At 65.4% G+C, this 21,728-nt stretch carries 15 protein-coding genes, 1 tRNA gene and 1 pseudogene; 8 read left to right on the forward strand and 9 right to left on the reverse strand.

All coding sequences use genetic code 11. The features are described from left to right. Positions 1–251: 251 nt before the first annotated feature. On the reverse strand, positions 252–1,136 hold the full coding sequence (otsB, locus tag AC1DBQ_RS00060) for a trehalose-phosphatase (protein WP_476926541.1): 885 nt from the start codon (positions 1,134–1,136) through the stop codon (positions 252–254). Next, positions 1,126–2,646: an alpha,alpha-trehalose-phosphate synthase (UDP-forming) gene (locus AC1DBQ_RS00065; RefSeq protein ID WP_476926542.1), complete on the reverse strand. Its 1,521-nt coding sequence runs from the start codon at positions 2,644–2,646 to the stop codon at positions 1,126–1,128. The genes otsB and AC1DBQ_RS00065 overlap by 11 nt, the downstream gene beginning before the upstream one ends. Before the next feature lie 181 nt (positions 2,647–2,827). Here AC1DBQ_RS00065 and AC1DBQ_RS00070 point away from each other — a divergent pair, with 181 nt between their 5' ends. Then, positions 2,828–3,718 (forward strand): DsbA family protein, encoded by an 891-nt coding sequence (locus AC1DBQ_RS00070; RefSeq protein ID WP_476926543.1) that lies wholly within the window; start codon positions 2,828–2,830, stop codon positions 3,716–3,718. A gap of 244 nt (positions 3,719–3,962) precedes the next feature. After that, a tRNA-Thr gene (locus AC1DBQ_RS00075) sits at positions 3,963–4,039 on the forward strand. Between the two features lie 75 nt (positions 4,040–4,114). On the opposite strand, the gene AC1DBQ_RS00080 is transcribed toward AC1DBQ_RS00075, so the two are convergent. Together AC1DBQ_RS00080 and AC1DBQ_RS00085 are read right to left on the reverse strand one after the other, a co-directional pair. Continuing rightward, the gene (locus AC1DBQ_RS00080; RefSeq protein WP_476926544.1) at positions 4,115–4,219 is read right to left on the reverse strand and encodes a hypothetical protein; all 105 of its coding nucleotides are present in this window, start codon (positions 4,217–4,219) and stop codon (positions 4,115–4,117) included. A gap of 313 nt (positions 4,220–4,532) precedes the next feature. Then, entirely contained in the window at positions 4,533–5,192 is a 660-nt protein-coding gene (locus AC1DBQ_RS00085; protein ID WP_476926545.1) for a hypothetical protein, read from the reverse strand. A gap of 342 nt (positions 5,193–5,534) precedes the next feature. Here AC1DBQ_RS00085 and AC1DBQ_RS00090 point away from each other — a divergent pair, with 342 nt between their 5' ends. Continuing rightward, the gene (locus tag AC1DBQ_RS00090; RefSeq protein WP_476926546.1) at positions 5,535–5,696 is read left to right on the forward strand and encodes a hypothetical protein; all 162 of its coding nucleotides are present in this window, start codon (positions 5,535–5,537) and stop codon (positions 5,694–5,696) included. A 34-nt stretch (positions 5,697–5,730) separates the two neighbouring features. Here the strand turns inward: AC1DBQ_RS00090 and AC1DBQ_RS00095 are convergent, their stop codons facing one another. Together AC1DBQ_RS00095 and AC1DBQ_RS00100 are read right to left on the reverse strand one after the other, a co-directional pair. Next, positions 5,731–6,294: a DUF805 domain-containing protein gene (locus AC1DBQ_RS00095; protein WP_476926547.1), complete on the reverse strand. Its 564-nt coding sequence runs from the start codon at positions 6,292–6,294 to the stop codon at positions 5,731–5,733. Positions 6,295–6,509: 215 nt separating this feature from the next. Then, complete coding sequence (locus AC1DBQ_RS00100; RefSeq protein ID WP_476926548.1) at positions 6,510–7,679, reverse strand: hypothetical protein; 1,170 nt, start codon at positions 7,677–7,679, stop codon at positions 6,510–6,512. Between the two features lie 248 nt (positions 7,680–7,927). On the opposite strand from AC1DBQ_RS00100, the gene AC1DBQ_RS00105 reads away from it, so the two are divergent. Continuing rightward, positions 7,928–8,584, forward strand: a complete 657-nt coding sequence (locus AC1DBQ_RS00105; protein ID WP_476926549.1) for a DUF1345 domain-containing protein — start codon at positions 7,928–7,930, stop codon at positions 8,582–8,584. Between the two features lie 89 nt (positions 8,585–8,673). Here AC1DBQ_RS00105 and AC1DBQ_RS00110 read toward each other — a convergent pair whose 3' ends face one another. Beyond that, positions 8,674–9,969, reverse strand: a complete 1,296-nt coding sequence (locus AC1DBQ_RS00110; RefSeq protein WP_476926550.1) for an alpha/beta hydrolase — start codon at positions 9,967–9,969, stop codon at positions 8,674–8,676. A 278-nt stretch (positions 9,970–10,247) separates the two neighbouring features. On the opposite strand from AC1DBQ_RS00110, the gene AC1DBQ_RS00115 reads away from it, so the two are divergent. Then, on the forward strand, positions 10,248–11,582 hold the full coding sequence (locus AC1DBQ_RS00115; protein ID WP_476926551.1) for an alpha/beta hydrolase: 1,335 nt from the start codon (positions 10,248–10,250) through the stop codon (positions 11,580–11,582). Positions 11,583–11,718: 136 nt separating this feature from the next. Here the strand turns inward: AC1DBQ_RS00115 and AC1DBQ_RS00120 are convergent. Further along, positions 11,719–14,409: pseudogene (locus AC1DBQ_RS00120) on the reverse strand (bifunctional lysylphosphatidylglycerol flippase/synthetase MprF). A gap of 668 nt (positions 14,410–15,077) precedes the next feature. Here AC1DBQ_RS00120 and AC1DBQ_RS00125 point away from each other — a divergent pair. The 3 genes from AC1DBQ_RS00125 (at position 15,078) to AC1DBQ_RS00135 (ending at position 20,022) form a co-directional block, all read left to right on the forward strand. Continuing rightward, positions 15,078–16,958 (forward strand): hypothetical protein, encoded by a 1,881-nt coding sequence (locus tag AC1DBQ_RS00125; protein WP_476926552.1) that lies wholly within the window; start codon positions 15,078–15,080, stop codon positions 16,956–16,958. A 359-nt stretch (positions 16,959–17,317) separates the two neighbouring features. Further along, a complete protein-coding gene (locus AC1DBQ_RS00130; protein ID WP_476926553.1) occupies positions 17,318–17,998 on the forward strand; it encodes a hypothetical protein in 681 nt (226 codons plus the stop codon). Between the two features lie 191 nt (positions 17,999–18,189). After that, positions 18,190–20,022, forward strand: a complete 1,833-nt coding sequence (locus AC1DBQ_RS00135; RefSeq protein ID WP_476926554.1) for a hypothetical protein — start codon at positions 18,190–18,192, stop codon at positions 20,020–20,022. Positions 20,023–20,314: 292 nt separating this feature from the next. On the opposite strand, the gene AC1DBQ_RS00140 is transcribed toward AC1DBQ_RS00135, so the two are convergent. Next, a complete protein-coding gene (locus AC1DBQ_RS00140; RefSeq protein WP_476926555.1) occupies positions 20,315–21,274 on the reverse strand; it encodes a hypothetical protein in 960 nt (319 codons plus the stop codon). Between the last annotated feature and the right edge of the window lie 454 nt (positions 21,275–21,728).

Below are 21,728 nucleotides of genomic sequence, written 5' to 3' on the forward strand. Positions count from 1 at the left end.
CGTGCCGGACGATCCGTAGTGAATGGTCTTTTTATGCAGTTGTTAATTCAATTGTGGGTTTTTTCATGCGCATACTCCTCGGCCGAAGCCGAGGAGTATCCAGTAACGCCGCACGGTAGCTGTGCGCCACATCACAAACAGAGTATGTCAGATTTGTGGCAATTGGGCCAAAAAGTTACGGATGTCACATGTGATGCTGCCCACCCGGGCCTGTTTGGCGGCCGGGTTTCGCGGGCCCCGCGGTTTCACGTTCAGCCCCCAAGGGCGCGTTTGCGCTCCCGGAGGAGRGCTTCGAGCAGTTCGCAGACGTGCACCGGCGACTCGATCCGGAACTCGGCCTGGGTGAAATCAAGCCCGACTTTCACGCCGAGATCGCCCGGGATGAGGCTGGCCAGGGCGTCCTCGTCAGTGGTGTCGTCCCCGGCGAAGGCTACCGCCGTGGCTCCGGTGGCCTGCCGCAGGAAGGCGATGCCCTCTCCCTTGGAGGCGTGCACCACAGAGGTCTCCAAAACACGGTTGCCGGTCTTGAGGAAGATGCCGCTGCGGTCCTGCAGGACGGCCCGCGCCGCGGCGACGGCGTCCTCGGCGACATCGTCGGCAGCCAGCCGTGTGTGGAGGACTACGCCGGCCGGCTTGTCTTCCAGCAGGGTCCCGGGGGCCTGTTCGACGATTCCCTCAAGCTCCTTCCGGACTTCGGCCAGGAGTGTCCGTTGGGCGTCGTCGAGCATCAGTTCCGAAGAGCCGGGGCCCATCCAGACCTCGGCGCCGTGGCTGCCAATCAGCAGGGTGTGTTCCGGCGGGGATGCGACGGCCCGCAGGCTGTCCAGGGCGCGCCCGGAGATGAGCGCCGTCGTCGTCCGCGKAAGTCCGGTGAGCGCGGCGAAGGCCGCGGCCGAACGCGGGAGGGCGCGGGCGTCGGCCGCATGGTCCACAAGGGGGGCCATGGTGCCGTCGAAGTCCATCGCCACGAGCAGCTGATCAGTCCCGGCGATACGGCTCACCGCCTCGAGTAGTTCGGGGGAGAGGGAGAGCGGGGCCGTGTCTGAACTATTCGTGTCTGGCTCGTTGGTGTCTGGCTTGTTGGTGCCCGAATTGTTGGTTCCCGAATTGTGGGTGCCGGTGGCATCAGGAGTCATCGCGCACCACCTTTTCGGCCAGGGCGGCCAGGAAGTCCGAGGACCAGAGGTCGACGTCATGGTCCAGGATCTGCTTGCGCATGGCCCGCATGCGCCGGGAAGCCTCGGCCGGCTGCATGTTGACGGCCCTCATGATGGTGTCCTTGAGGCCGTCGATGTCGTGCGGGTTCATCAGCAGGGCCTGTTTGAGCTGGTCGGCGGCGCCGGCAAATTCACTGAGCACCAGGGCGCCGTCGTTGTTTGTCCGGGCGGTGACGTATTCCTTGGCCACGAGGTTCATGCCGTCGCGCAGCGCGGTGACCAGCATGACGTCCGCGGMGAGGTACAGCGCCACCATCTCCTCGATGGGGTAGCTGTGGTGGAGGTAGCGGACGGCCGTGCTCTCCATGGTGTCGTAGGTGCCGTTGATGTGGCCGACGGTGCCTTCGACTTCCTCGCGCAGCAGGCGGTACTGCTCCACGCGTTCCCGGCTGGGGCTGGCCACCTGGATCAGGGTTGCGTCCTGCACGGTGACTTTGCCGTCGGCGAGMAACTCCTCGTATGCCTTGAGCCGGTGGCGGATGCCCTTGGTGTAGTCGAGACGGTCGACGCCGAGCAAGATGGTTTTCGGGTTCCCGAGGTCCCKGCGGATCTGGCGGGCGCGCTCAATGACTTCCGGCTTGCGCGCCAGTTCGCTGATSTGCTTGACGTCGATGGAAATCGGGAAGGCCTGGGCACGGGCGATGTGGGTGGTGTCGCCGTCGTTCCCMTTGACGTGGACCTGCTGCTGCTTCACGCTGGCGCCCAGGAAGCGGCGGGCGGAGCGCATGAAGTTCCCGGCGTCGCTGCTGCGCTGGAAGCCCACGAGGTCCGCGCCCAGCAGGCCGTCGATGATTGCACGGCGCCACGGGAGCTGCGCGAAGATCTCCGGCGGCGGGAACGGGATGTGGTTGAAGAACCCGATCTTCAGGTCCGGCCGGGCCTCCCGCAGCATCTTCGGGACCAGCTGCAGCTGGTAGTCCTGCACCCACACGGTGGCCCCCTCGGCCGCGTGGTGAACGACGGCGTCGGCGAACCTCCGGTTGACCTTCCGGTAGGAGTCCCACCAGGTGCGGTGGAACTCCGGCGGGGCGATCACGTCGTGGTACAGCGGCCACAAGGTGGCGTTGGAGAAGCCCTCGTAGAAAAGTTCGATGTCGGCCGTGCTGAGATGGACCGGGACCAGGTCGATGCCGCCGTGGCTGAAGGGCTTGACCGTTTCATCGGGCGCGCCGTGCCAGCCCACCCAGGCGCCGTCCGTTTTGGTCATCATGGGAGCCAGCGCCGTCACGAGTCCGCCGGGGGAGCGGCGCCAGCCGTCCTCGCAGCCCGTGTCCTCGGGAGAGYAGCGGTCAACGGGTAGCCGGTTGGACACTACGATGAAGTCGAACTGGCCCCCCGCCCCGGCAGCGGTTGCTGCCCCGTCGGTGGCTGTCCTCGCCGCTTCAGTGGTGTCTCGTGCGCCGTGATCGGCGCTGTCCGTTGCTTCCATTGGTGCCCCCTGGGGTCGCTCGTGGCTGTCTATCAACCCTAGCTGTACGGAATCTTCCGGGCTATTCGTCCGTTGGGCAGGCGGAAGGGAAACTTGAAAGCGCAAGTTCTCGGGTTTCTCCCCTAAAATGATGAAGTTGCCACTGAGTGGACCGCCCCTGGCCGAACGACCCGAGGAACCAATGAGCCCCGCAAACGAACCCCGACAGTCTAAGGCAGAGCGCACTGCCGCGGCGCGCGAGAAAGCCCGTGAGATCCGCGAGGCGCAGCTGAAAAAGGACAAGCGCAACAAGCTGCTGATCGGCTGGGGCATTGTTGCCGCCGTCGTCGCCATCATCGTGATTGTGGCGCTGGTTGTCACGTCCAACATCAAGAACAACGCCCCGGTCGCCGACGAGGGGCCCACCCCGGCCAACGGCAACATCCACGGTGGCGTCACCTTGCTGGCGAACAACCAGGTTGCCAAGACCGATCCCKCCACGGTCAAGCTGTCCGACCTCCCCGCCGCGCCGGCCACGCCGCCGTCGCCGGTTACGGCCCCGGGCGCCGAGGCTGAGGCCGGCAAGCCGGTCAAGGTGGTCCTCTATGTCGACTTTATCTGCCCCGTCTGCAAGAACTTCGAGACGCAGTACAGCGAGACCCTCACCAAGCTGCGCAATGACGGCAAGATCACGGTGGAATACCGCCCGCTCGGCTTCCTCGACAGCCGGTCCACCACCAACTACTCCTCTCGCGCGGCCGCCGCTGCAGCCTGCGTGGTGAACGAGTCCCCGGAGAAGTACTCGGACTTCTTCGACCAGCTGTACGCCAAGCAGCCGGCCGAAGGCAGCGCCGGGCTCTCCGATGCCGAGCTGAAGAAGATGGCCACCGACGTCGGAGCCAAGAGCATCGACCAGTGCGTGGATKACAAGACGTTCYGTCCGTGGGTTAAGCACACCACCCAGGAGGCCGCGGTGATCGGCGTGACCGGCACCCCGACCGTCTTCGTTGAGGGCAAGCAGTGGGGCGTCGGCGACAGCGCCCAGACCCCGTTCGACCAGTACCTCCAGGCCGCGGTCGACGCCAAGAAGTAACCGGACATCACGCGGCCGCAGTTGAAGGCCGTAGTTGAGGGCAGCTATTAAGGGCCCGCAGTCGAAGGCCCGGCCCCGGATTTTCTCCGGGGCCGGGCCTTCCTGTTGCCCGTCGCGTTGGCCGTCGCTTCGCGGCGGGGGCGTTCCGCGTTTTTCTMACCGGGCTTCGGTGGGCTACCCTTGTCTAGCGTCCTGATATCTKCCCCATTTTGCACCTGATGCGGGTAGGCCAGGCCGCAGGAATGCCTCCTTAGCTCAGTTGGCCAGAGCACCGCTCTTGTAAAGCGGGGGTCGTCGGTTCGAATCCGACAKGGGGCCCCACGAACCCCTCCTTTCCGGCGATTTTGCCCGGAACGGAGGGGTTTTTTTGTGCGCGAAAACGGGGCACTGCACGCTTCATTCATAGACCGCAAAGCGGCGACTCGGACGGCGCAGCAGTTCTTGCCGCGTCAACTCGAACTCGTCGGGCGTCAACAGGCCCTTGTCTCTAAGCCGGGCCAAGTCCTCGATMTGCGATGCGACGGTCGGCTTCGCCGTCTTGGTCCGGCTAGCCTKACTGCCGCGAATGATCGCMATGATGATGGCACTGCGAAGGAGAGGAGCGGATGCGCCTCAACGTTTACGCCGCCTACCCGACAGGGCGCGAAATGKTCATCATGGGCTRTTCCAGTGAAGCGTGCCTGCGCCAGGCCGGACGCCTGACCGTGGCCGATTATCTGCGTCTCGGGTCATTGCCCCACGGAGCCTGCCTGCCGCCGCCGTGCCGCTGCGACTTTCAGCCAATCCCCGGCTCCCTTCTCTGGACTTTTGGCGCTTAGAGGCCGAGGCCCTTCTCGGCGGTGACCCAGTTGGCGGCGATCGCCTTCTGCGCCGCGGCGAGCGTGACTTTGTGCGCGCACACGGCCTTGCTCAGCCGGGTCTCGATCGCGTCTTTGGGGTTGGTGGTCCCCGGGGCACCGGCACGGTTCGGTTCCGGCCAGAGGTTGGAGACAGAGTTGGTGCCGCCAAGCTGGAGGGAGATCAGGTGATCGTATTCGGTGGAGGGCGCCGCGGTCTGGCCGTACTGCTGGAGGCTGAGCTTCTTGGCCTGGGTCGTGCCCGCCCGGACCGTGGTCGTGTAGCCGGACGTGCAGATGGTGGAGGCAAGGTTGTCCTGGGTGACGGCCGGATCAATCGCACCGGGGGTGCAGGCCGGATCGGGCAGGTAGAGTCCGGCGTTGGCGTCCACGGTGCGGGCCTTGCACTGGCCGGCGGCKAGCGTCTCGTCCACGGCGACCTTGTCGGKGGAATKCACCGACTTCACTGCAGGCGCGGGACCGGCGGACGCTGACGGGGCTGCGGAGGCTGATGCTTTCGGCGCTGCGGCGTKGGAGTTTCGTGAACTGGTGTAGAGGTAGCCGACGACCACCAGGGCGGCGACGAGGAGAGTGGCGAACAGGGCTAGGCGGCGGCGGGAGAAGGTGATGGTCCTCATGTGTTCGGCGGGTCGGAAGAGCGTGCCCGGTCGGACAGCAGAAAGGGGAGCCGAAACTCCCCCTGTCTGTTCTACTCCGCGGTTCGTGCCCGGGGCCGCTGCGCCGCGCCGGTCAGGCGGCCGTGTCCAGTTCGGCGAGCAGGTCGCTGTACGCCCGGACATGAAAGACGGTGCACCACGGTCGTTCCAGCGGGTCGTTACCGGCCGGCCGCCACGGCAGGCCATCACCGTCGCGTAACGCGTCGAGAACGGCGTCACCGCGTCCTGCCTTGGACTGTTGCTGACGAAAGAGCAGTTCGAGGCTGACTTCACCGAGTTCGAAGAGACCTACTTCGAGTAGGCGTGAAGTTTCTGCMCGGCCGCAACGGCGTCGTCACTCATGGCAGCCTCGAAGCGGCACAGGCCGCCCTCGATGCCGTACCGGCGCTCAAGGCCTCCGGGGATTACCGGATCGTCCGGCGCCTCACCCATGAAGAAGATGGCTGGGAACTTCTTCCTGCMTGATAGCGCAGCAAGCCTTCACCGTGGAGCAAGCTGCCTACCAGGTCGGCCTGTCGAACCGCTGGCCCTCCGGCTTGGCCCCTTGCGCCAGGAAGACGAGGATCAGGATGGGCCCGACTAAAGGAACCAGCACCAGGAGGTACATCCAGCCGCTCATGTTCGCATCGTGGAGTCGCCGGACGGACACTGCCAGGGACGGGACGATGATGGCCAGGGAAATGATGACGGACAGGATGAGTCCGATGATGTATCCGGGGCCAGGGACGGTGGTGCCGTCCGGTCGCAGGGTCGCGCCGGCGGATCCGCCGACAAGCGTGAAGATGTTCAGGATGAGTGAGAGAATTCCGGAGACCAGGGCCACCCACCAGTATTCGCTCCGGCTGGCCCGGCCTGAGAACGTGGCGTACTTCTTGAAGAATCTCGCCACGGCCTCCGGCAGGGAAGCACCGTACAACGGCGCCCAGAGCGGCACCGGCCCGGATACCGAACCCTGGTAGGCAGGCGCGGCGTACGGGTTGGACGCCCAGCCCCGGGTGTGTCGCGGCTGCTCGCTCGGCCACGACTGCTGGCCGGGGCCCTGCGGAGGTTGAAGACCTGACATCGTGCTCCTTCAATGGTGTGGATAGGGCTAGATCAGCGGACGCCGGTTTCGACCGGGCTCTGCGCTGCCAGCGTACCGGCGAAACACCCCCGGGCCATGGCATCGGGCGCAGTGTTTTCGCAGGTCAGGGCACGGAAGCGAGGACCGGTGGTCTGCAGGTGGACGAGGCYGCTGCCAACGGCCGCCGTCCCGGTGAAGGGGCAGCAGCCCCGCTGTCAGGGCTTCTGTCCGGCCAGGATCTTCCTGGCGGCGGTGCCCCGGTAGCCGCTGCAGTCCCGGGTGTAGGTGCCGCCGTAGTTCTTGTCGGCCCCCATCGCGTACGCCATGCAGTCGGCGAGCTGCTCCTTGCCCGCCGGCCAACTGCCGTAGATGGTGTTCATGCGTGCGGTTAATTTTGCGTCGTCGTTGTAGAGCTTGAAGGAGGCGATGTGGGCGCATTCGTGCAGGGCCACGTACTGCAGTGACTTCCCGGTCCCGTAGGTCTGGGCCATTTMGATCCGGTAGGACGGCCACCACGCGAAGCTGGTGTAGCCGCCGATGAGGGTGATGACCTGCTTGTCGCAGTACGGCTTCATGTAGTTGTACGCGGCCTTCTTGTACCCGGTGTAGTCTKCCGGGTTCATGTGGGCGATGACGGTGGACCCGGACGTMCAGGCCTTTTCCTGCGCGGTGGCGGCAACGGTGAACCGGTAGCGTTTGCTGGTCGTGGCGTTCACCAGCGGGGTCTTGACCGTGGCCYTCCAGCCGGCGGCCTGGGTGAAGTCAACGCTCTGAATGGTCCGCCAGAGCCCGTCCCGATATTCCTGCAGGGACCCGCGGCGGTTACTGAGAGCGTTGTACAGGTCGTAGGTGGTGGACCACTGCGTCCCGGCCGCCACACGGCCCTCCGCGGTTGAGAAAGGGCTGCTCGTGTAGGAGTTCTCGGCCTGGACGTAGGTGTCCTGCCGGGCGTACGTGACCGGCTGGGGGTCCGAGGTGGCGAGCCGCTTGCCCGCCTTGTTCAGGATGGCCCGAAACTTACCTGTGCCTTCCGCCGTGAACGTGTAGGTCAGCGTGGCGCTGCCCGTTGTCAGCACCGGCGTGGTTTTCACGGTTGTCCAGAGACCGCCGGTGAGGCGCTGCAGGGAGATGGTGGCACCGGCAAAGCCGCTTCCGGACAGGTTGAAGACCTTGCCCGGATAGATGTCCGGGGTCTGAGACCAGGAGTACACGGCGGGAGCATAGGTGAGCAGCTGCGGTATCGGCTGCCACCCCACAGCCAGGGCCGGTGCGGCCGGTGCCAGCATTCCGGCGCTGACCGCCAGCACGGCAGCTGCGGCCGCCAGGGACCTGAGCATCCCGAGGCCGGTCCGTCCGGTCACGCCGGATCGTGTTCTGTTCTTCAAGTCCCCCACCTTGTTCAAGAGCCGCGGGGGACGGCTCCGGCGGCGTCCGCCGGGCAGATGATTGTTCCCCCACAGCAGAGCCTAACTGCGAAGCACGCGCTTTGTCCGGCGCGATGACGGCAACCCGCCGTTGCTAAGCGTGCGCTGTACGGACTGTCGTTCCAGGGAAACTCCTTCAATGCTTCGGCGCAGCGGATCGGCTTGCCGCATGGGCGATCTGCGCCGGGTTTGGATGCCATGATCGGKCAATGAATATTTCTTCCTTCGAGGCCCCTGTTCACCGTACGGCCGTCCGGTTGGCCGCCATGGCGGCTGCTGGCCTGGCCGTCGGCCTGGCTGTCGGGAAATACGGGTCCTGGGCCTACGCACCGGCCCTCGGGTGGGCGGCCGCATCGCTGACCTATCTGATCATGGTGTGGTCCGTCATCGGGCACCTGGACGCCGCGGGAACTGCCGCCCACGCCCGTGCCCGCGGGGAGGACCCGGGCCGCGTCGTCTCGGACGTGCTGGTGCTAGCGGCCACGGCGGGCAGCTTCGGCGGTGTCGCGTTGATCCTTCTGGAAGCAGGTTCCGTTCAGGGCGTCCTTAAGGCGCTCATCATCGCCGTGGCMCTGGGCAGCGTCACGCTTTCGTGGCTGCTGGTGCAGACACTCTTCATGCTCCGCTACGCCACCGTCTACTACCGGGAAAGTGACGGGGTGGACTTCAACGAAAAGAAATCACCGAAGTACGCGGACTTCGCCTACCTGTCCTTCACCATCGGGATGACGTTCCAGGTCTCGGACACCGACCTGACGACCGACGCCATCAGGTACACCGCCCTCCGCCATGCACTGCTGTCATACGTCCTTGGCGCCATCGTCCTGGCCACCGTCATCAACCTCGTMTCCGGCCTGGTCCACTAACCAGACGGACTTCTGCCGGCGCCGATCATCGCGATGGTTTCGTGCGTCTTTATGCCCGCCAGGACGTTCAAGCGCCGGCCGGGAGGCTCCTACGGGGTGGGGCGGGAGAGGCCGAGCCGGGGGTAGAGGACTTCGAATCCCTTGTTCAGGCCCCCGTTCAGCGCCCCGATGACGTGTCCCCCGTTGGGCACCTCGTAGTAGGTGACGGTCATTCCCGCGGCCGCAGCCGCTGCCGAGACGTGACGGGCCGCGTCCAGGTAGACGGGGTCGTCGGTTGAGGCCGTGAAGATGGCGTGGGTATCGGGGTACTTCTGTTGTTTCATGATGTTGACCGGTTTCTGGGCGTCGTAGGCTGCCTGGTTGCCGCCGAAGACGTCCTGGAGGTTGCCCTCGGGGTCCTCGGCCCCCGGGTATTCTTCCCCGGATATGTCCACGACGTTGCCCCAGATCGAGGGGTACTTGGCGGCGAAGGAAATGGCGCACTGGCCACCGTTTGAATAGCCCGCGATGGTCCAGTATTTCGGGTTGTCAATGATATTMAGGTGGCTTCGTGYCCAGTCGACCACGTCGCGGTTGATAAAGGTTTCCGGGCGTCCGTGAAGGGGCGAGTCGAGGCACAGGTTGTCGACCATGGGGTCGCCGAGTTGGTCGGCGACGATGACGATCGGTGCCAGTCCGTCGTGGTGTGCTGCGTAGTCGTCCAGGACTGCGGCTGCGTACTGCGGGTCCGGGTCGCCGGGTTGACCCATCATCAGGACMACCAGTGGCAGGGCCGGTGGATTGGGGACCCGTGCCGCCGGGGGCAGGTACAGGCCCGCCGGGCGTGAGGGAAACCCGGATATTTGGGGCGGAATGACTACCTGGGCGGTTGAACCCTCGGAGGGCATCCCGGCCGGCGCCTTCCACGTTTCCCACAGGGGCTTCTGGGGTGCGGCGGCGTGGGGCGGGACCGGTCCCAAGTCAATCCTTGGGGCCAGGGAGACCCCCAGGAAGGAGGCCAGCGTCACGTTCAGTCCGTAGTAGGCGTTGATTCCCAAGGTCGCCGTGGCAGCAAAGCAGAGAGCCGCCACGGATGCGAGCACCTTCCGCCAGATGCCGGATCCCCGGAAGTTCGCCCCGCAGACGCCGAGGCCGGCGAAGAACACTATGACCCAGATCCGAACGGACCAGTCGAGGGGACTGCCGAATGCCTGCACGATCTTCTCCGCCACCACTAACGTGACGGCCCCGACCACGGCGCCGGCAGCACCCCAGAGTGCCGTCATGGCGACCGGCTTAGGCCCGCGTCGCACCAGAAGGGCCGCGCACAAGGCCGCGCTGAGCACGTATGCCGCGACKATCAAGGGACCGTCAACGATGTTGAGAGCCAGAATGAATTTTTTCATGTCCCCTGTCGACCATATTCTGCGGCCACCGTCCCCGCGGAACGGCATCGTCCGGCGTGCCTGGGCCGTTTGGCACCTGAACCCATCCCGGACTGCCCGTCCKGTCACGCCGCTGATCATAGCGGCTGAGGATTGATGCCGGCTGGGAGGACGGATTCCCAGCGTCCATGATGACTGGCGTGCTATAACGTTCCGGGGGTCGCCGCTGCCGGGGCCCGCCGTGGATCTGCCCAGACCGGGACTGCCAGCACGGGCCATGCCAAACAGGAGGAGGCGGGGTGGAACAGCTTTTCAACCTCAATGTCATCGACACGTCACTGCTCTACGCCGTCTATGCCCTTTCCGCTCTGGCAGCGCTCTACCTGCTCGTGCGCCCGGTGCTGTTGCCGCGGCAGCTGCGCCGCGGGACCACGGGTCCAGGACGCCGTTCGTGGATCATCACCGCCACCGCGGGTGTTGCCGGCGGCGCCCTGTCAGGCGCCGTTACCCTCTTCGTCTGCGAAGTCGTGCTGAACGTCTTCGGACTGCCACTGGACGCCGGCACCCGCACCTKGGTCATTGTTGCGTTCGCCGGGGTCGGTCTCGCCGTCGTGAACCTGTGGCGGTCGCGCTGGTGGCGCAAAGTGGCCGCCATCGCCGCCAGCCTGGTGTTCGTTGTGACGGCGGCGCTGGGGATCAACGCCGGCTACGGGCTGAACCCGACGTTGGGGGCCATGCTGGGCGTGGACCATACCAGCCATCTTGTCTTGCCGAAACTCAACCCGGTGCAGCAGGCACAAAGTGGGACACCGCTGTGGCAGAGCTGGAAACCCCCGGCGGGGATCCCGTCAGCCGGAGTGAGCGGCGCGGTTACGATACCCGCGAACGCGTCCGGTTTCCATGCCCGCGACGCCTTCCTATATCTGCCGCCCGCGGCCCTGGTGGACAATCCGCCGKCCCTGCCGATCATCGTCATGATGATGGGCCAGCCGGGCGGCCCCGAACAGAGCAAAACCGCCGTGCAGCAGCTGGACGCGCTGGCGCAGCAAAACAACGGGCTGGCGCCGATCGTGCTCACGATCGATCAGTTGGGCAATCCTTACCGAAATCCGGTTTGCGTTGATTCCGCCAAAGGCAACGTCTACACCTACGTCACTACCGACGTCGTCAATTACATCCGCAAGAACCTCAACGTGGCCACCGGCCGGACCCAGTGGGCCGTGGCCGGGTACTCCAACGGCGGGGAATGCGCGCTCTCATTCGCGGCCAAGCKGCCGGAGATTTTCGGCTCGCTGCTGGACATCTCGGGAGAGCTGAACCCCGTTGACCGCAACGCCGACAACACGGTGAAGACCATCTTCGGCGGCGACAAGGCCGCATTCACGGCGGAGAAACCCGCCACGATCCTCAAAGCACACAAATACAACGACGAACTCGCCATTTTCACCAACGGCGCCCTGGACTCCAGGTACGGGCCGGAGGGCGCCAAGGCCGAGGCGGACGCTAAGGCCGCCGGCATKACTACCAACCGGTTCGTCGGCGACGGGATCGGTCACCTCGGGGACGCCGTTAACTTCGGCCTCAGATCCGGGCTCCCGTTGCTGGACCAAAGGTTCGGCCTCGTCCGGCCCTGAACTGAACAGTCGCTTCGCAGCCACCGCGCCGAAGACCTCGGCGTTCAAGACCCGGCACCCACCGGACCGTACTCGCCGGCGGTGCCGCGCCGCGCGTCGCATCGCCCCCGGCATCGTCCCGGCGGTCCGCGAGACGTTACCCGGGGGTGACGGCACCGGGCCGTTCATCCTTGGGCTCGTCGATGTGGTTGGCGGCGCGGACCGGCGCCGGATGGCGGCGTGCTGCGGACCTCTCTCGGGTGGGCCGGTGAACCATTCTCAGGGCCAGTGCAAGGCTTTCGCCGAAATTGATGGTGGGGAGATAGGCCCGGGTGACGGCGTTTCCGATGGCGGGCAGTGATGCCGCATCGGGATAGAGCATGTAAAGGGGGTCGTAACGGGGCTGGAATTTTGCCTTAAAGGCCAGCAGGGACCTGAACCCGTACACGGGTTCCAGCGTTGCGCCCAGCCGGTCCAGCAATCGGTCCAGGCCGCCGACTGTCTGCGGATCCGACGGGGCGGCCAGGTCCGGTCACGTCACATTCGCCCGGGCCAGGGGCGCCCCGGACAGGCTCATKAAGCCACATCMTTCGTCCTTGAAGCTGAGTGCCGCGGAGGCGATGAGGAATTCGATGCCGGCACGGAACCCGGTGCTGCGTCGACGCATGTAATCCAGGGTCCAGCCCTCGATGGTCCCGTTGCGGTAGACGGGCAGCCAGGAGAGGACGGCGTGGRCCCTGTGATGCCCGTCGATGGCAAGCAGCAGGCGTACATCAGGGTCGTTGAGTTCGTCCAKGCTGCCGAGGGTAAACCCCATTTCGGGCATTTTCCTGTCCGCCACCCATTCTTCGGAGAGCTCCTGGATCTGGGCAAGGACCGGGAACGGTGCGGTGGCGTATGTCATCCACTCCGCGCGAATGCCGGCCTTCGCGGCGTTGTTCATGGCCGTGCGGATGTCCTGGAATTTCTTTCCCTTGAAGGACATCGAGTCCAGCGGCAGGACCGTCTCCTGTGCCACCTGAACGGACCGCCAGCCCCGTGACGCGGCATGGTCCCGCAGGTCCTGGGGGACGGAGTAGAAACACGGAGTCCACCCTTCCCTGGTGCAGAAGCTGGTGAAGTCCGCGAAGGCGTCCTCGCGGTCCGGCCCGGGACCGACCGGCACACCCATGGTGAGGGCGATCCCGCCGATGACGCGGTAGGCGACGAAGCTCTCGCCCGTGGCGGAGAACCAGTAACTGTTGCCCTGCCAGGTCGTCATCCAGGACAACGAGCTGCCTTCCCGCGTTTTCAGTATGTCCCGGGCGCGCGCAGCGCCGGCGTTGTGCTGGATCGGGACCGGACGCAAGAAGGTGTTCAGCACCAGAACGGCGGTCGCGGCCCAGAAGATGACGCCGATGCCCTCGTACAGCAGGACCGCTGCGCTGCTTTGGGGAAAAAACGCCGGTGACACGTCCACCATGTATCCGAGCGGCAGGAATCTGTCCGGAATATCCGCCAACAGTTCGGCCGGCCCGGGAACGGGTGCGAAGCCACCGGCAAGAGCCAGTCCCGCGAGCAGGTAGAACGCACCAAGGGACACTCCCAGGGCAAGAACCCGTGACAAGAGCCGGGTGTATGTCCCAACCGGAGCCGCCACCAGGAAGAGCCTGCGCGTTGTCAGCAACAGAAGGCTCAGCGCGATTGGCAACAGCAACGGCACCATCAGGCTGAACGGGTGTGCGTACCCCGATGCTGCGATGGCGCCGATCCCCTCCACAGCCGAGGTGTCCGGTGCTGCTCGCAGGAGAACCCCGGCAATAGTGATGCCGGCCAGCAGCGAGAGCGCGAGCTGGATCAGTACAGCGCCGGTCCAAGCGAAGCGGCGGCCGCGGCTGAGGCCGTCGGCAAGCAGCAACAGCAGAAACGATGGAAGGATTCCCATGAAGATGCCACCGGCCCCGGCGCGCAGCTGCAGGTGGGCGGCGGCACAGTCCTTGGCCTGGCCCGGGTCGGAGCACAGGTTCTGGAGGTTCTGCGGGTCCACCGGTTGGATGTTGGTAAACAGGAATCGCAGGACCGCCAGGGGGCCGGCGGCATGCGGGACAAGACCAGCCACGACCGGGCCGACGGCCGAAACCGCCAGCAAGAGCGCGATCAAGACCCGGCCTTCATGCCTGGAGCTCACCGGGCGCCCGAACGTGGGAAGCCTGCCCAGCAGGATCGGGCCCAGAAKAGCTCCGGTCGCCGCGGCGCCGAGCCTGACAAGGTKGGCGAATCCGCCGCTGTAGAGGGCCAGGAGTATCAGCAACGCGAAGAMGACCAGGCGGACCCGGCGCCGCCACAGGGTTGGCATCATGGCGGTCCCGGCCATCAGGGCTCCCACGATCAGTGCGCTGGGCCCCAGGAACAGATGCCCGCTCATTTCCAGGGTCAAGCTCCTCAGCGTTTGCTGTGTCACGGCCAGGAAGCCCAGGGCTGCGCCGATGCCCAGAACGTGTGAAGCCAGACCTGMGGCGGCGAACTTCAGGCTTCCCATCCGAGGTTCAAGCGGAATGCCGACGGCGAGGACCAACGCCGTGCCCAGCAGGTACCCGCCGAGGCTTTGTGCCCAGAGCGCACACGTCAGCACAGCCCACCAGTTCCCCGGCAGGGAGTGCGCTGTCGCCGCCAAGTGGGTCCGCAGGGACGGGCTCGGGCCAGAGATCAGACAGGAGGACAACGCTCCCGCAGCCCAGAACGCGAGGACAAAGCCCACCGTCACCGGAGCGGCGCGTAGCTTTTTCAAGGGCCCGGCAACGGAAAATGGCGCGCTTGCGTGATCAGGCGTCAGCACGGTCACGAGGATTCCTTTCAGGGCGGCCGGCATCAAGGGTGAGACCCCGGACCTGCCGGCCGGATGCACGTTCTACCGGCTCACCGCTGTTCACGAGGGCCGGTGTCGAGAGCGTKCATCCTATTCAAAGTGGAGGGCTGGAACGCACGGAAGAAAAGCCGCTCCATCACCGGCGTCAAGTATGGCTGCTATTGAGGACGCGTCCGCTGACGTCGCCCCGGTAGCGCACCCCGAGTTATCAGGTTCAGCAGCGGGCKCCCCTCGAAGGTCGACAACGAGCAGGAACCGGAACCAGATGCCAATGCGATGTGCGACGATGCCTGTTCGTAGGCGCCGGTTTCGACCAGATACATACCTTCATTCTCMGATGCCTGGCTGGGAAAACCATGAGCATCACTGGATAATCGTCGGGCGCAGTTGACCTCCAACCGTGACACAAGAAACCTGGCCAAGACGCTCCAAGTTGGTCATCGACCGACACGGCTCGTGTGTCCCTGCMGCCCACTGCGTCCCAAGGCAATCCTGATTCGGACGCCGTTTGTTTTCGGCGCCTGATCCTAGCGACTTGGATGGCGTCCGCTTTTGAKGGCGTKATGAATCCTGCCGTMCCTGACCTGCAACAACATGGCCGCGCATAGCAGTCATGGCGTTACTATCATCAAGGGGCCCGGGGGACCGGCCCGAAGACCCTGGGGGAACAATTGAAAAACAAGACCATCCGTTTCGGCGGCGCCGGGGCCCTTACCGCCCTGTTGCTGCCCGGCCTCGCCGTTCCGGCGCATGCTGCGGGGACTTTCGATCCCTGCGGTCCGCTGGTCGATTCGGTCAAGACCTGCACGGATCCCAGCGGAGCGCCCTACCTGGTGCTGGCCAATAGTGCCGCGTCCGCGCAGCGGCCCATCATCKGCGGGGCACTGCTGGTMGGCAACACCCTGAGTATCATCGACAACGTCTGGGACCCTGTCGACGCGACGCTCACCTACCAGTGGCTGCGCAACGACGTGCCGATCCTTGGTGCGACGAAGGCCACGTATCGGCTGACCCGGGCGGACCTCGGCAAGGGCATCCGCGTCAGAATCACCGGAAGCGCMCCGGGGTATCAGGCGGGCACTGTCCAGTCCACCAAGACCGCGGCAGTCACGGACACGGGCGGGGCCGTTCCGACGATCATCGCGCCGGCCACCGCCGGGTTCGGAAACCGCGACACGGACACGGATGAGACCAACCCCATCGTGGACGCCTTTACCGGCATCTGGTCTCGCACCCCTCACCTTGCGTTCCACTATCAGTGGCTCCGGAACGGGGTGCCCATCCCGGGCGCCACCGCCGCCTGGTATGACACGACAGGCTGGGGTCCGACGGCCCTGCTGAGCGTCAGGATTACCGGCTACGCCCCCGGGTACGATCCGGCCACCGTTACATCCGAAGCGCTACCGTACCGCTCCTGGACCCCGTATCCAGTGGCCTCTATCACCGGCGGTACCGGGCTGGGGGATGTCCTCACCGGTGTTGACTCTAAGTGGTACGACCCCACCGGACGACAGACCAGGCCGTTTGAGCACCTATTCCAGTGGCTGCGCGACGGCGTCACGATTCCCGGTGCCACCGAACTGAGCTATACGATCACGGCCGAGGATCAGGGCCACACCCTGGTCCTAAACTCCCACTTCCCCGAATACACCGAGGCTCCCTACTACCGCTTCTCGTCCTTCTCCAACGCGATCAGCATCCCGGCGGCTGCCGACGTACAGCTGAAGCAGCTGGTGAATGTCACCCTGCCGGTCCTGACCGGCACCGCCGTGACAGGCACCCCGATGACCGTGACGGCCGGGACCTGGTCCGAACCTGCCGAGAACCTGACTGTCAGTTACAACTGGCTGTCACCGGATGGCAAAGTATCGGGCAGCGGCCTGTTCTTCACTCCCGGCAGTGCCTCCGTGGGTGCGACCGTCACCGCCCTCGTGACCGTCTCCGCCCCCGGCTATGCCACCACCCGGGTGCGAGCCACCGCGCCCAAGCCCGTGACCGCCCCGCCGCCGCCCGACCCGACGCAGGTCACCGCCCCTTCCATCCGCGGAACCGCGGAGGTGAGGAAGAAGCTCACTGTCTCCGAAGGCACCTGGTCCGGCTATGTCGTGGGGCTGACCGAGACCCGCCAGTGGCTGCGGGACGGCGCCCCCATCGCTGCGGCGACCGGCCTGAGCTACACCCTGGCGGGCGCCGACTACGGCAAGAAAATCTCCGTCAAGGTCACCGCCACGATGGGTGGCAGGATCCTGAAGATCCAGACGACCGATGCTACGGCGAAGGTGGCTGCTGCGGCGTTGAGCTCGGCCACGCCGACGATCGCCGGAACCGTCAAGGCCGGAACAGTGGTGACCGCGAAGCCCGGCACCTGGACCTGGCGCACTGCCTTCACGTACCGCTGGCTGCGCAACGGCGTCCCGATCTCCGGAGCCACGGAGTCGACTTACAAGGTCCGCACGGCCGACAGGGATAACAAAATCACCGTCCGCGTCACCGGCTCCCGGCTCGGCTATACAACCGTCACCCGGACCAGCGGACCGTACCTCGCTCGCTGACTGGCGGCCTTCCCGGACGTCAACGCAGGAGGACCCCGTCAGTGACGGCGGGTCCTTTGCCGGGGTGCCCGGCCCCTGTGAAAACGCGGCTCAGCTGTAGTCGTGGCGGAGGACGGCACGCAGTTCCTMATTGCGGGTGCCGACCCGGCTGGCCTTGCCGACCTTCTGGTGCCGGGCGAACCGAAGAGGCCACACCCATCAATCCTGCACCCTGACCTGCAGCGACGTAGCCGCAAACCGGTCCCGAACGTTACCATCATCATGGGCCCGGGGGACCGGCCTGAAGACTTGGGGGAACAATTGAAAACACGTGCCATCCGTCTCGGCATCGCCGGGGCACTCGCCGCGCCAAAGACGGGGTGTGGGGCAGCRGCCGGACCTTCACCCCGCGCGCAGCGGCTCACGTCGGTGAGACCGCCACGGTCGTCGTGACCGCCTCGGCTCCGGGCTACGCCCCGGCCCGGGTGCGGGTCACGGCGCCMAAGCCCATCTACGGAAATTCMCCGAGCCTGCTCGGATTGCCGGCMGTTTACGGGACGGCGACTGTGAAGGTGAAGCTAACCGCCGAGACCGGCTCCTGGTCCTATCGTGACCAGGAGGTGAAAAGGGCAGTCCAGTGGCTGCGAGACGACGTCCCGATCCCCGGGGCCACCGGCTTGGAGTACACCCTCGTGGGCGGCGACTTCGGCAAGAAGATCTCGATCAAAGTCACCCCCTCGCTGGACGGCAGGATCCTGAAGGCCCAGAAGAGCTCGCCTACGGCGACGGTGGCCGCCGCGGCCCTGAGCTCGGCCACGCCGACGATAGCCGGCACCGTACAGGCCGGGAACGTCCTGACCGTGAAGCGGGGGGCCTGGACCTGGGGCACTGCCTTCACATACCGCTGGCTGCGCAACGGTGTCCCGATCTCCGGCGCCACGGAGTCGACCTACAAGGTCCGGACCGCCGACAAGGGCACCAAGCTCACCGTCCGCGTCACGGGCTCCCGGCTCGGCTACACAACTGTCACCCAGACCAGCGGACCGTACCTCGCCCGCTGACTGCAGTCATCGCCTGGTGCGAGGCAATGGGCCCTGGCGTCGCCCCAGACACCGTTGCCCTCGTTGGTGACCCGGAGAGGTTACGCCGTCAATCCTCCTCCCTGACCTGCAACGACGTAGTCGCAAACCGGTACCGGGCGCTACTATCATCATGGGCCCGGGGGGACCGGCCCGAAGACTTGGGGGAACAATTGAAAAACAAGACCATCCGTCTCGGTATCGCCGGGGCACTCGCCGCTCTCTCGCTTGCGGGCCTCGCCGTTCCGGCGCAGGCCGATGAGGAAATGTGGGCCACTCCGAACGCAGACTCCTGCGGCCCGGTGGTCGACTCAGTCAGGTTCTGCACGGCGCCGGACGGGCATCCGTACCCGGTGCAGGTCAACGGCGGTGCCGTCGCCGGCCCGCGGCCCGGCATCAGCGGGGCCCTCCAGATCGGCAGCACCCTGACCGTTGTTGACGGTGACTGGGATCCCKCCGACGCGAAGCTCACGCATCAGTGGCTGCGCAACGACGTGCCGGTCCTGGGCGCCACCGGTCCCACCTATCTGCTCACCACGGCGGACCTCGGCAAGGGCATCCGGGTCAAGACCACGGCGGCAGCGCCGAGCTATGCAAAGACGGCCCTGCAGTCCACCAAAACCGCCCCTGTCACGAGCGCCGGCGGCACCGTCCCGTCTGTCGTGTATGCGGGATACGTTGGTATCTATTCATTTAACACCCACCCGGATAGGCCCAGCCGCCTCGTGTCCGGTGGGGCGAATTTTAAGGGCGCTCCGGTCATCCACTACCAGTACCAGTGGTTCTGCGACGGCAAGCCCATCCCGGGTGCCACCGCGGGAATGTTCGACCCGAGGGGCTGCCGTTCAACGGGGCTGTTCAGCGTCAGGGTCACGGGTCACGCGCCCGGGTTCAAGCCGGCCACCGCGACCTCTAAACAGCGAAAGGTTTCTGACTTCGATCCAGCCCCCGGCGCCGTGGTCACCGGCGGCACCGGCCTGGGGGACGTCCTCACCGCCGTAGACGATGTTCCCTGGACGGCCTGGCGGGGCGAGATCACCTACCAGTGGCTGCGCGACGGCGTCGCGATTCCCGGAGCCACCGCGCTGACCTACACGATCACGGCCAAGGACCAGGGCCACACCCTGGTCCTTGAGTCCGGTACTTGGTACGACACCCACATCTACTCCAATCCGGTCGCCGTGCCGGTCGCCGCCGGGGTGGAGCTGAAGCAGCTGACGAACGTCACCAAGCCGGCCGTGACCGGGGACTCCGTGACCGGCTCTGTGATGCAGGTGTCGGCCGGCACCTGGTCCGTACCCTCCGACAAGCTGACATTCACCTACAACTGGTTCTCCTCGGCCGGGGAGAGCGTGTCCAGCGGCCCGACGTTCACCCCGGACCAGCCCCAAGTGGGCAAGACCCTCACCGCCCTCGTGACCGCGTCCGCCCCGGGTTACACCACCGCCTGGGTACAAGTCAACGCACCCAAGCCGGTGACTGCGCGTGAGTCGACGCGGGCCATTAGCGGGACCCTGACCGTCGGGTCGAAGGTGACCTTGACTCCCGACCCCTGGTATGACCGGTCGGGGATCACCTCGGACGTCCACTGGCTGCGCGACGGCGTTCAGATCGCCGGGGCCGACGGCTGGAGCTACATCCTGGCGAAGGCCGACGCCGGCACGAAGCTCTCGGTCAACGTKAACCCGACTACATCGGGCGGCAATGGCCAGACGCTCACCGCTTCGGCGAGGGTTGCKGGGCTGCCCCTGACGTCGGCCACCCCGACGATTGAAGGCACCGTCAAGGCCGGGACCGTCCTGACCGTGAAACGGGGCACCTGGACCTGGGGAACTGCCTTCACGTACCGCTGGCTGCGCAACGGCGTCGTCATCTCTGACGCTTACGCATCCACCTACAAGGTCCGGACAGCCGACAAGGGCACCAAGCTCACCGTCCGCGTCACGGGCTCCCGGTTCGGTTACACGACCGTCTCCCGGACCAGCGGGGCGCGCATCGCCAGCTAACCCACGGCTTCCGCGCGGCATGACGTGGCCCGGGGAGCTTTGGCCGGCCTGTCCCGGCTGCCKCGCAGCCAGGAAAGAACAGCATGAATCCCCGTCGCAAAGCAGCGGCCCTGGCTGTGCTGCTGCCCGCCGCCGCCCCAAAAACTATGTCGCCAAACGAATAAGCCAAGGACGAACCKAGAAGGAAATCATTCGCAGCCCCAAGAGATACATTACTCGCCAGATTTACCGGGCTCTCAACCACGCTCACCCCTGCACCCACGCACTGGTGAGGCCTTAGCACCCTAGCGTTCTAGGACTGTTTGGCACCATTCAAGGATTTGAACTGGCCGCCGAKCTCTTGCGCCAGGCCCCTCAGGTCCTTACCGMTCGGAGACTCCTGAAGTGCCTCGGACATGTCCACGACCATCCAGTTCTTACCCTCCACGATGGCTAAAGGCTGGGTACTGTCCGCATACAGCTGCTGCTCGGCATTTCGGGCCTCTTCGGTCTTGAACCACTCGACCTGGACTCGCTTTGAACAGACGACGTATTCAGCTGTGTAACCGGCTAGCTCCGGATTGATGATTGGGTCCGTCTGGGGCGCTGCCTCACAGCCAATGACATCGGCAACGGCTCGGCGGGCTTCCTCGACAGAACCGAATTCCGTATGCTGCGGGGACGGCGAAGACGGGGTATTGGAGGACTGCTGCGCCTCCATGCCACAGGCTGTTAGAACGCAGATCAGCCCCAGCATTGTGGTAGTTGCGGTGTACTTGAACTTGCCTGTGATCATGACCGGACACCCCCCAAAGGCCAATGGACTCATCCTTGCACAACGCCAGGAACTTAATAAGTAGCGGCGCCGATTCCAAGGAGCTGATATCAGAACCTGGCTTGACGAATGTAGAAGCATTCTGGCAATGCGGCTTGCGTTGTCCTTCCTGAACGTCTTCAACGTCACCCAGCCGTAGCGGATGTCATCCGCGGCCTTGCGCCAGGTCCTGCGGACATTGTTCGAATCCCAAACCGTTGGATGGTGACGCTGCCTGATCGGCGTGTAGGCACGGGCTATGGCCGGGAAATCCCGTGGCACCAAGGTCAGCGTGGAAAGGCAAATTCCACCAGCGCGGGCCGCGCGATCGAGCGAGCACTGGTGCTGGCAGCGGGTGCGGCGGCCCGGGACGCCGCCGCCGAGCTGGGATCGGGCATCCACGACAAACCCGGCCATGCGGATCACAAGCGCTAATCGGCGCATCAACTTGCAGAACATGCCGCGCCCCCGATGAGTCCGAGTGCACGACCGTTGTCCTCCGCCCCCTGTGGGCGGCCGACCGGCGAGCGGGCAAGATTACGCCCTATTAATTCCGCTATATGGAAATACACTTTCCCCTTGTGGAATAAATCACATTGGATCTATAGTGATTAGACAGCCAACATGGCGTAGATCACATCACCAATTGCTATCMGCAGAATGGTCCATTCCCATGAAAATCACTGAGCACGATGCGTTGAAGGCGAGTTCGACGCACGCGGCACGGGACCCGCGCTACAGCCGTTCCGTGTGTCAGCTCMTGTTCGCCCCAGTGGCGGCGGTACCGATCKGCCACTGGCGGCAGATTTTCGGTGTCACTGCTCCTGCGTGGACGGGCATTCCCCGCACCGCCCACCCCTAATCGGAGAATTCCACCCGCCATCCGCACAAGCATTCGATGTTGCCGGGTGGG

This window comes from Arthrobacter sp. 10T413_2 (genome assembly GCF_056394205.1).

Bases quoted from the DNA above. Each gene is read 5' to 3' on its own strand.
- AC1DBQ_RS00095 (WP_476926547.1), bottom strand. From the start codon at position 6,294: ATGTCAGGTCTTCAACCTCCGCAGGGCCCCGGCCAGCAGTCGTGGCCG.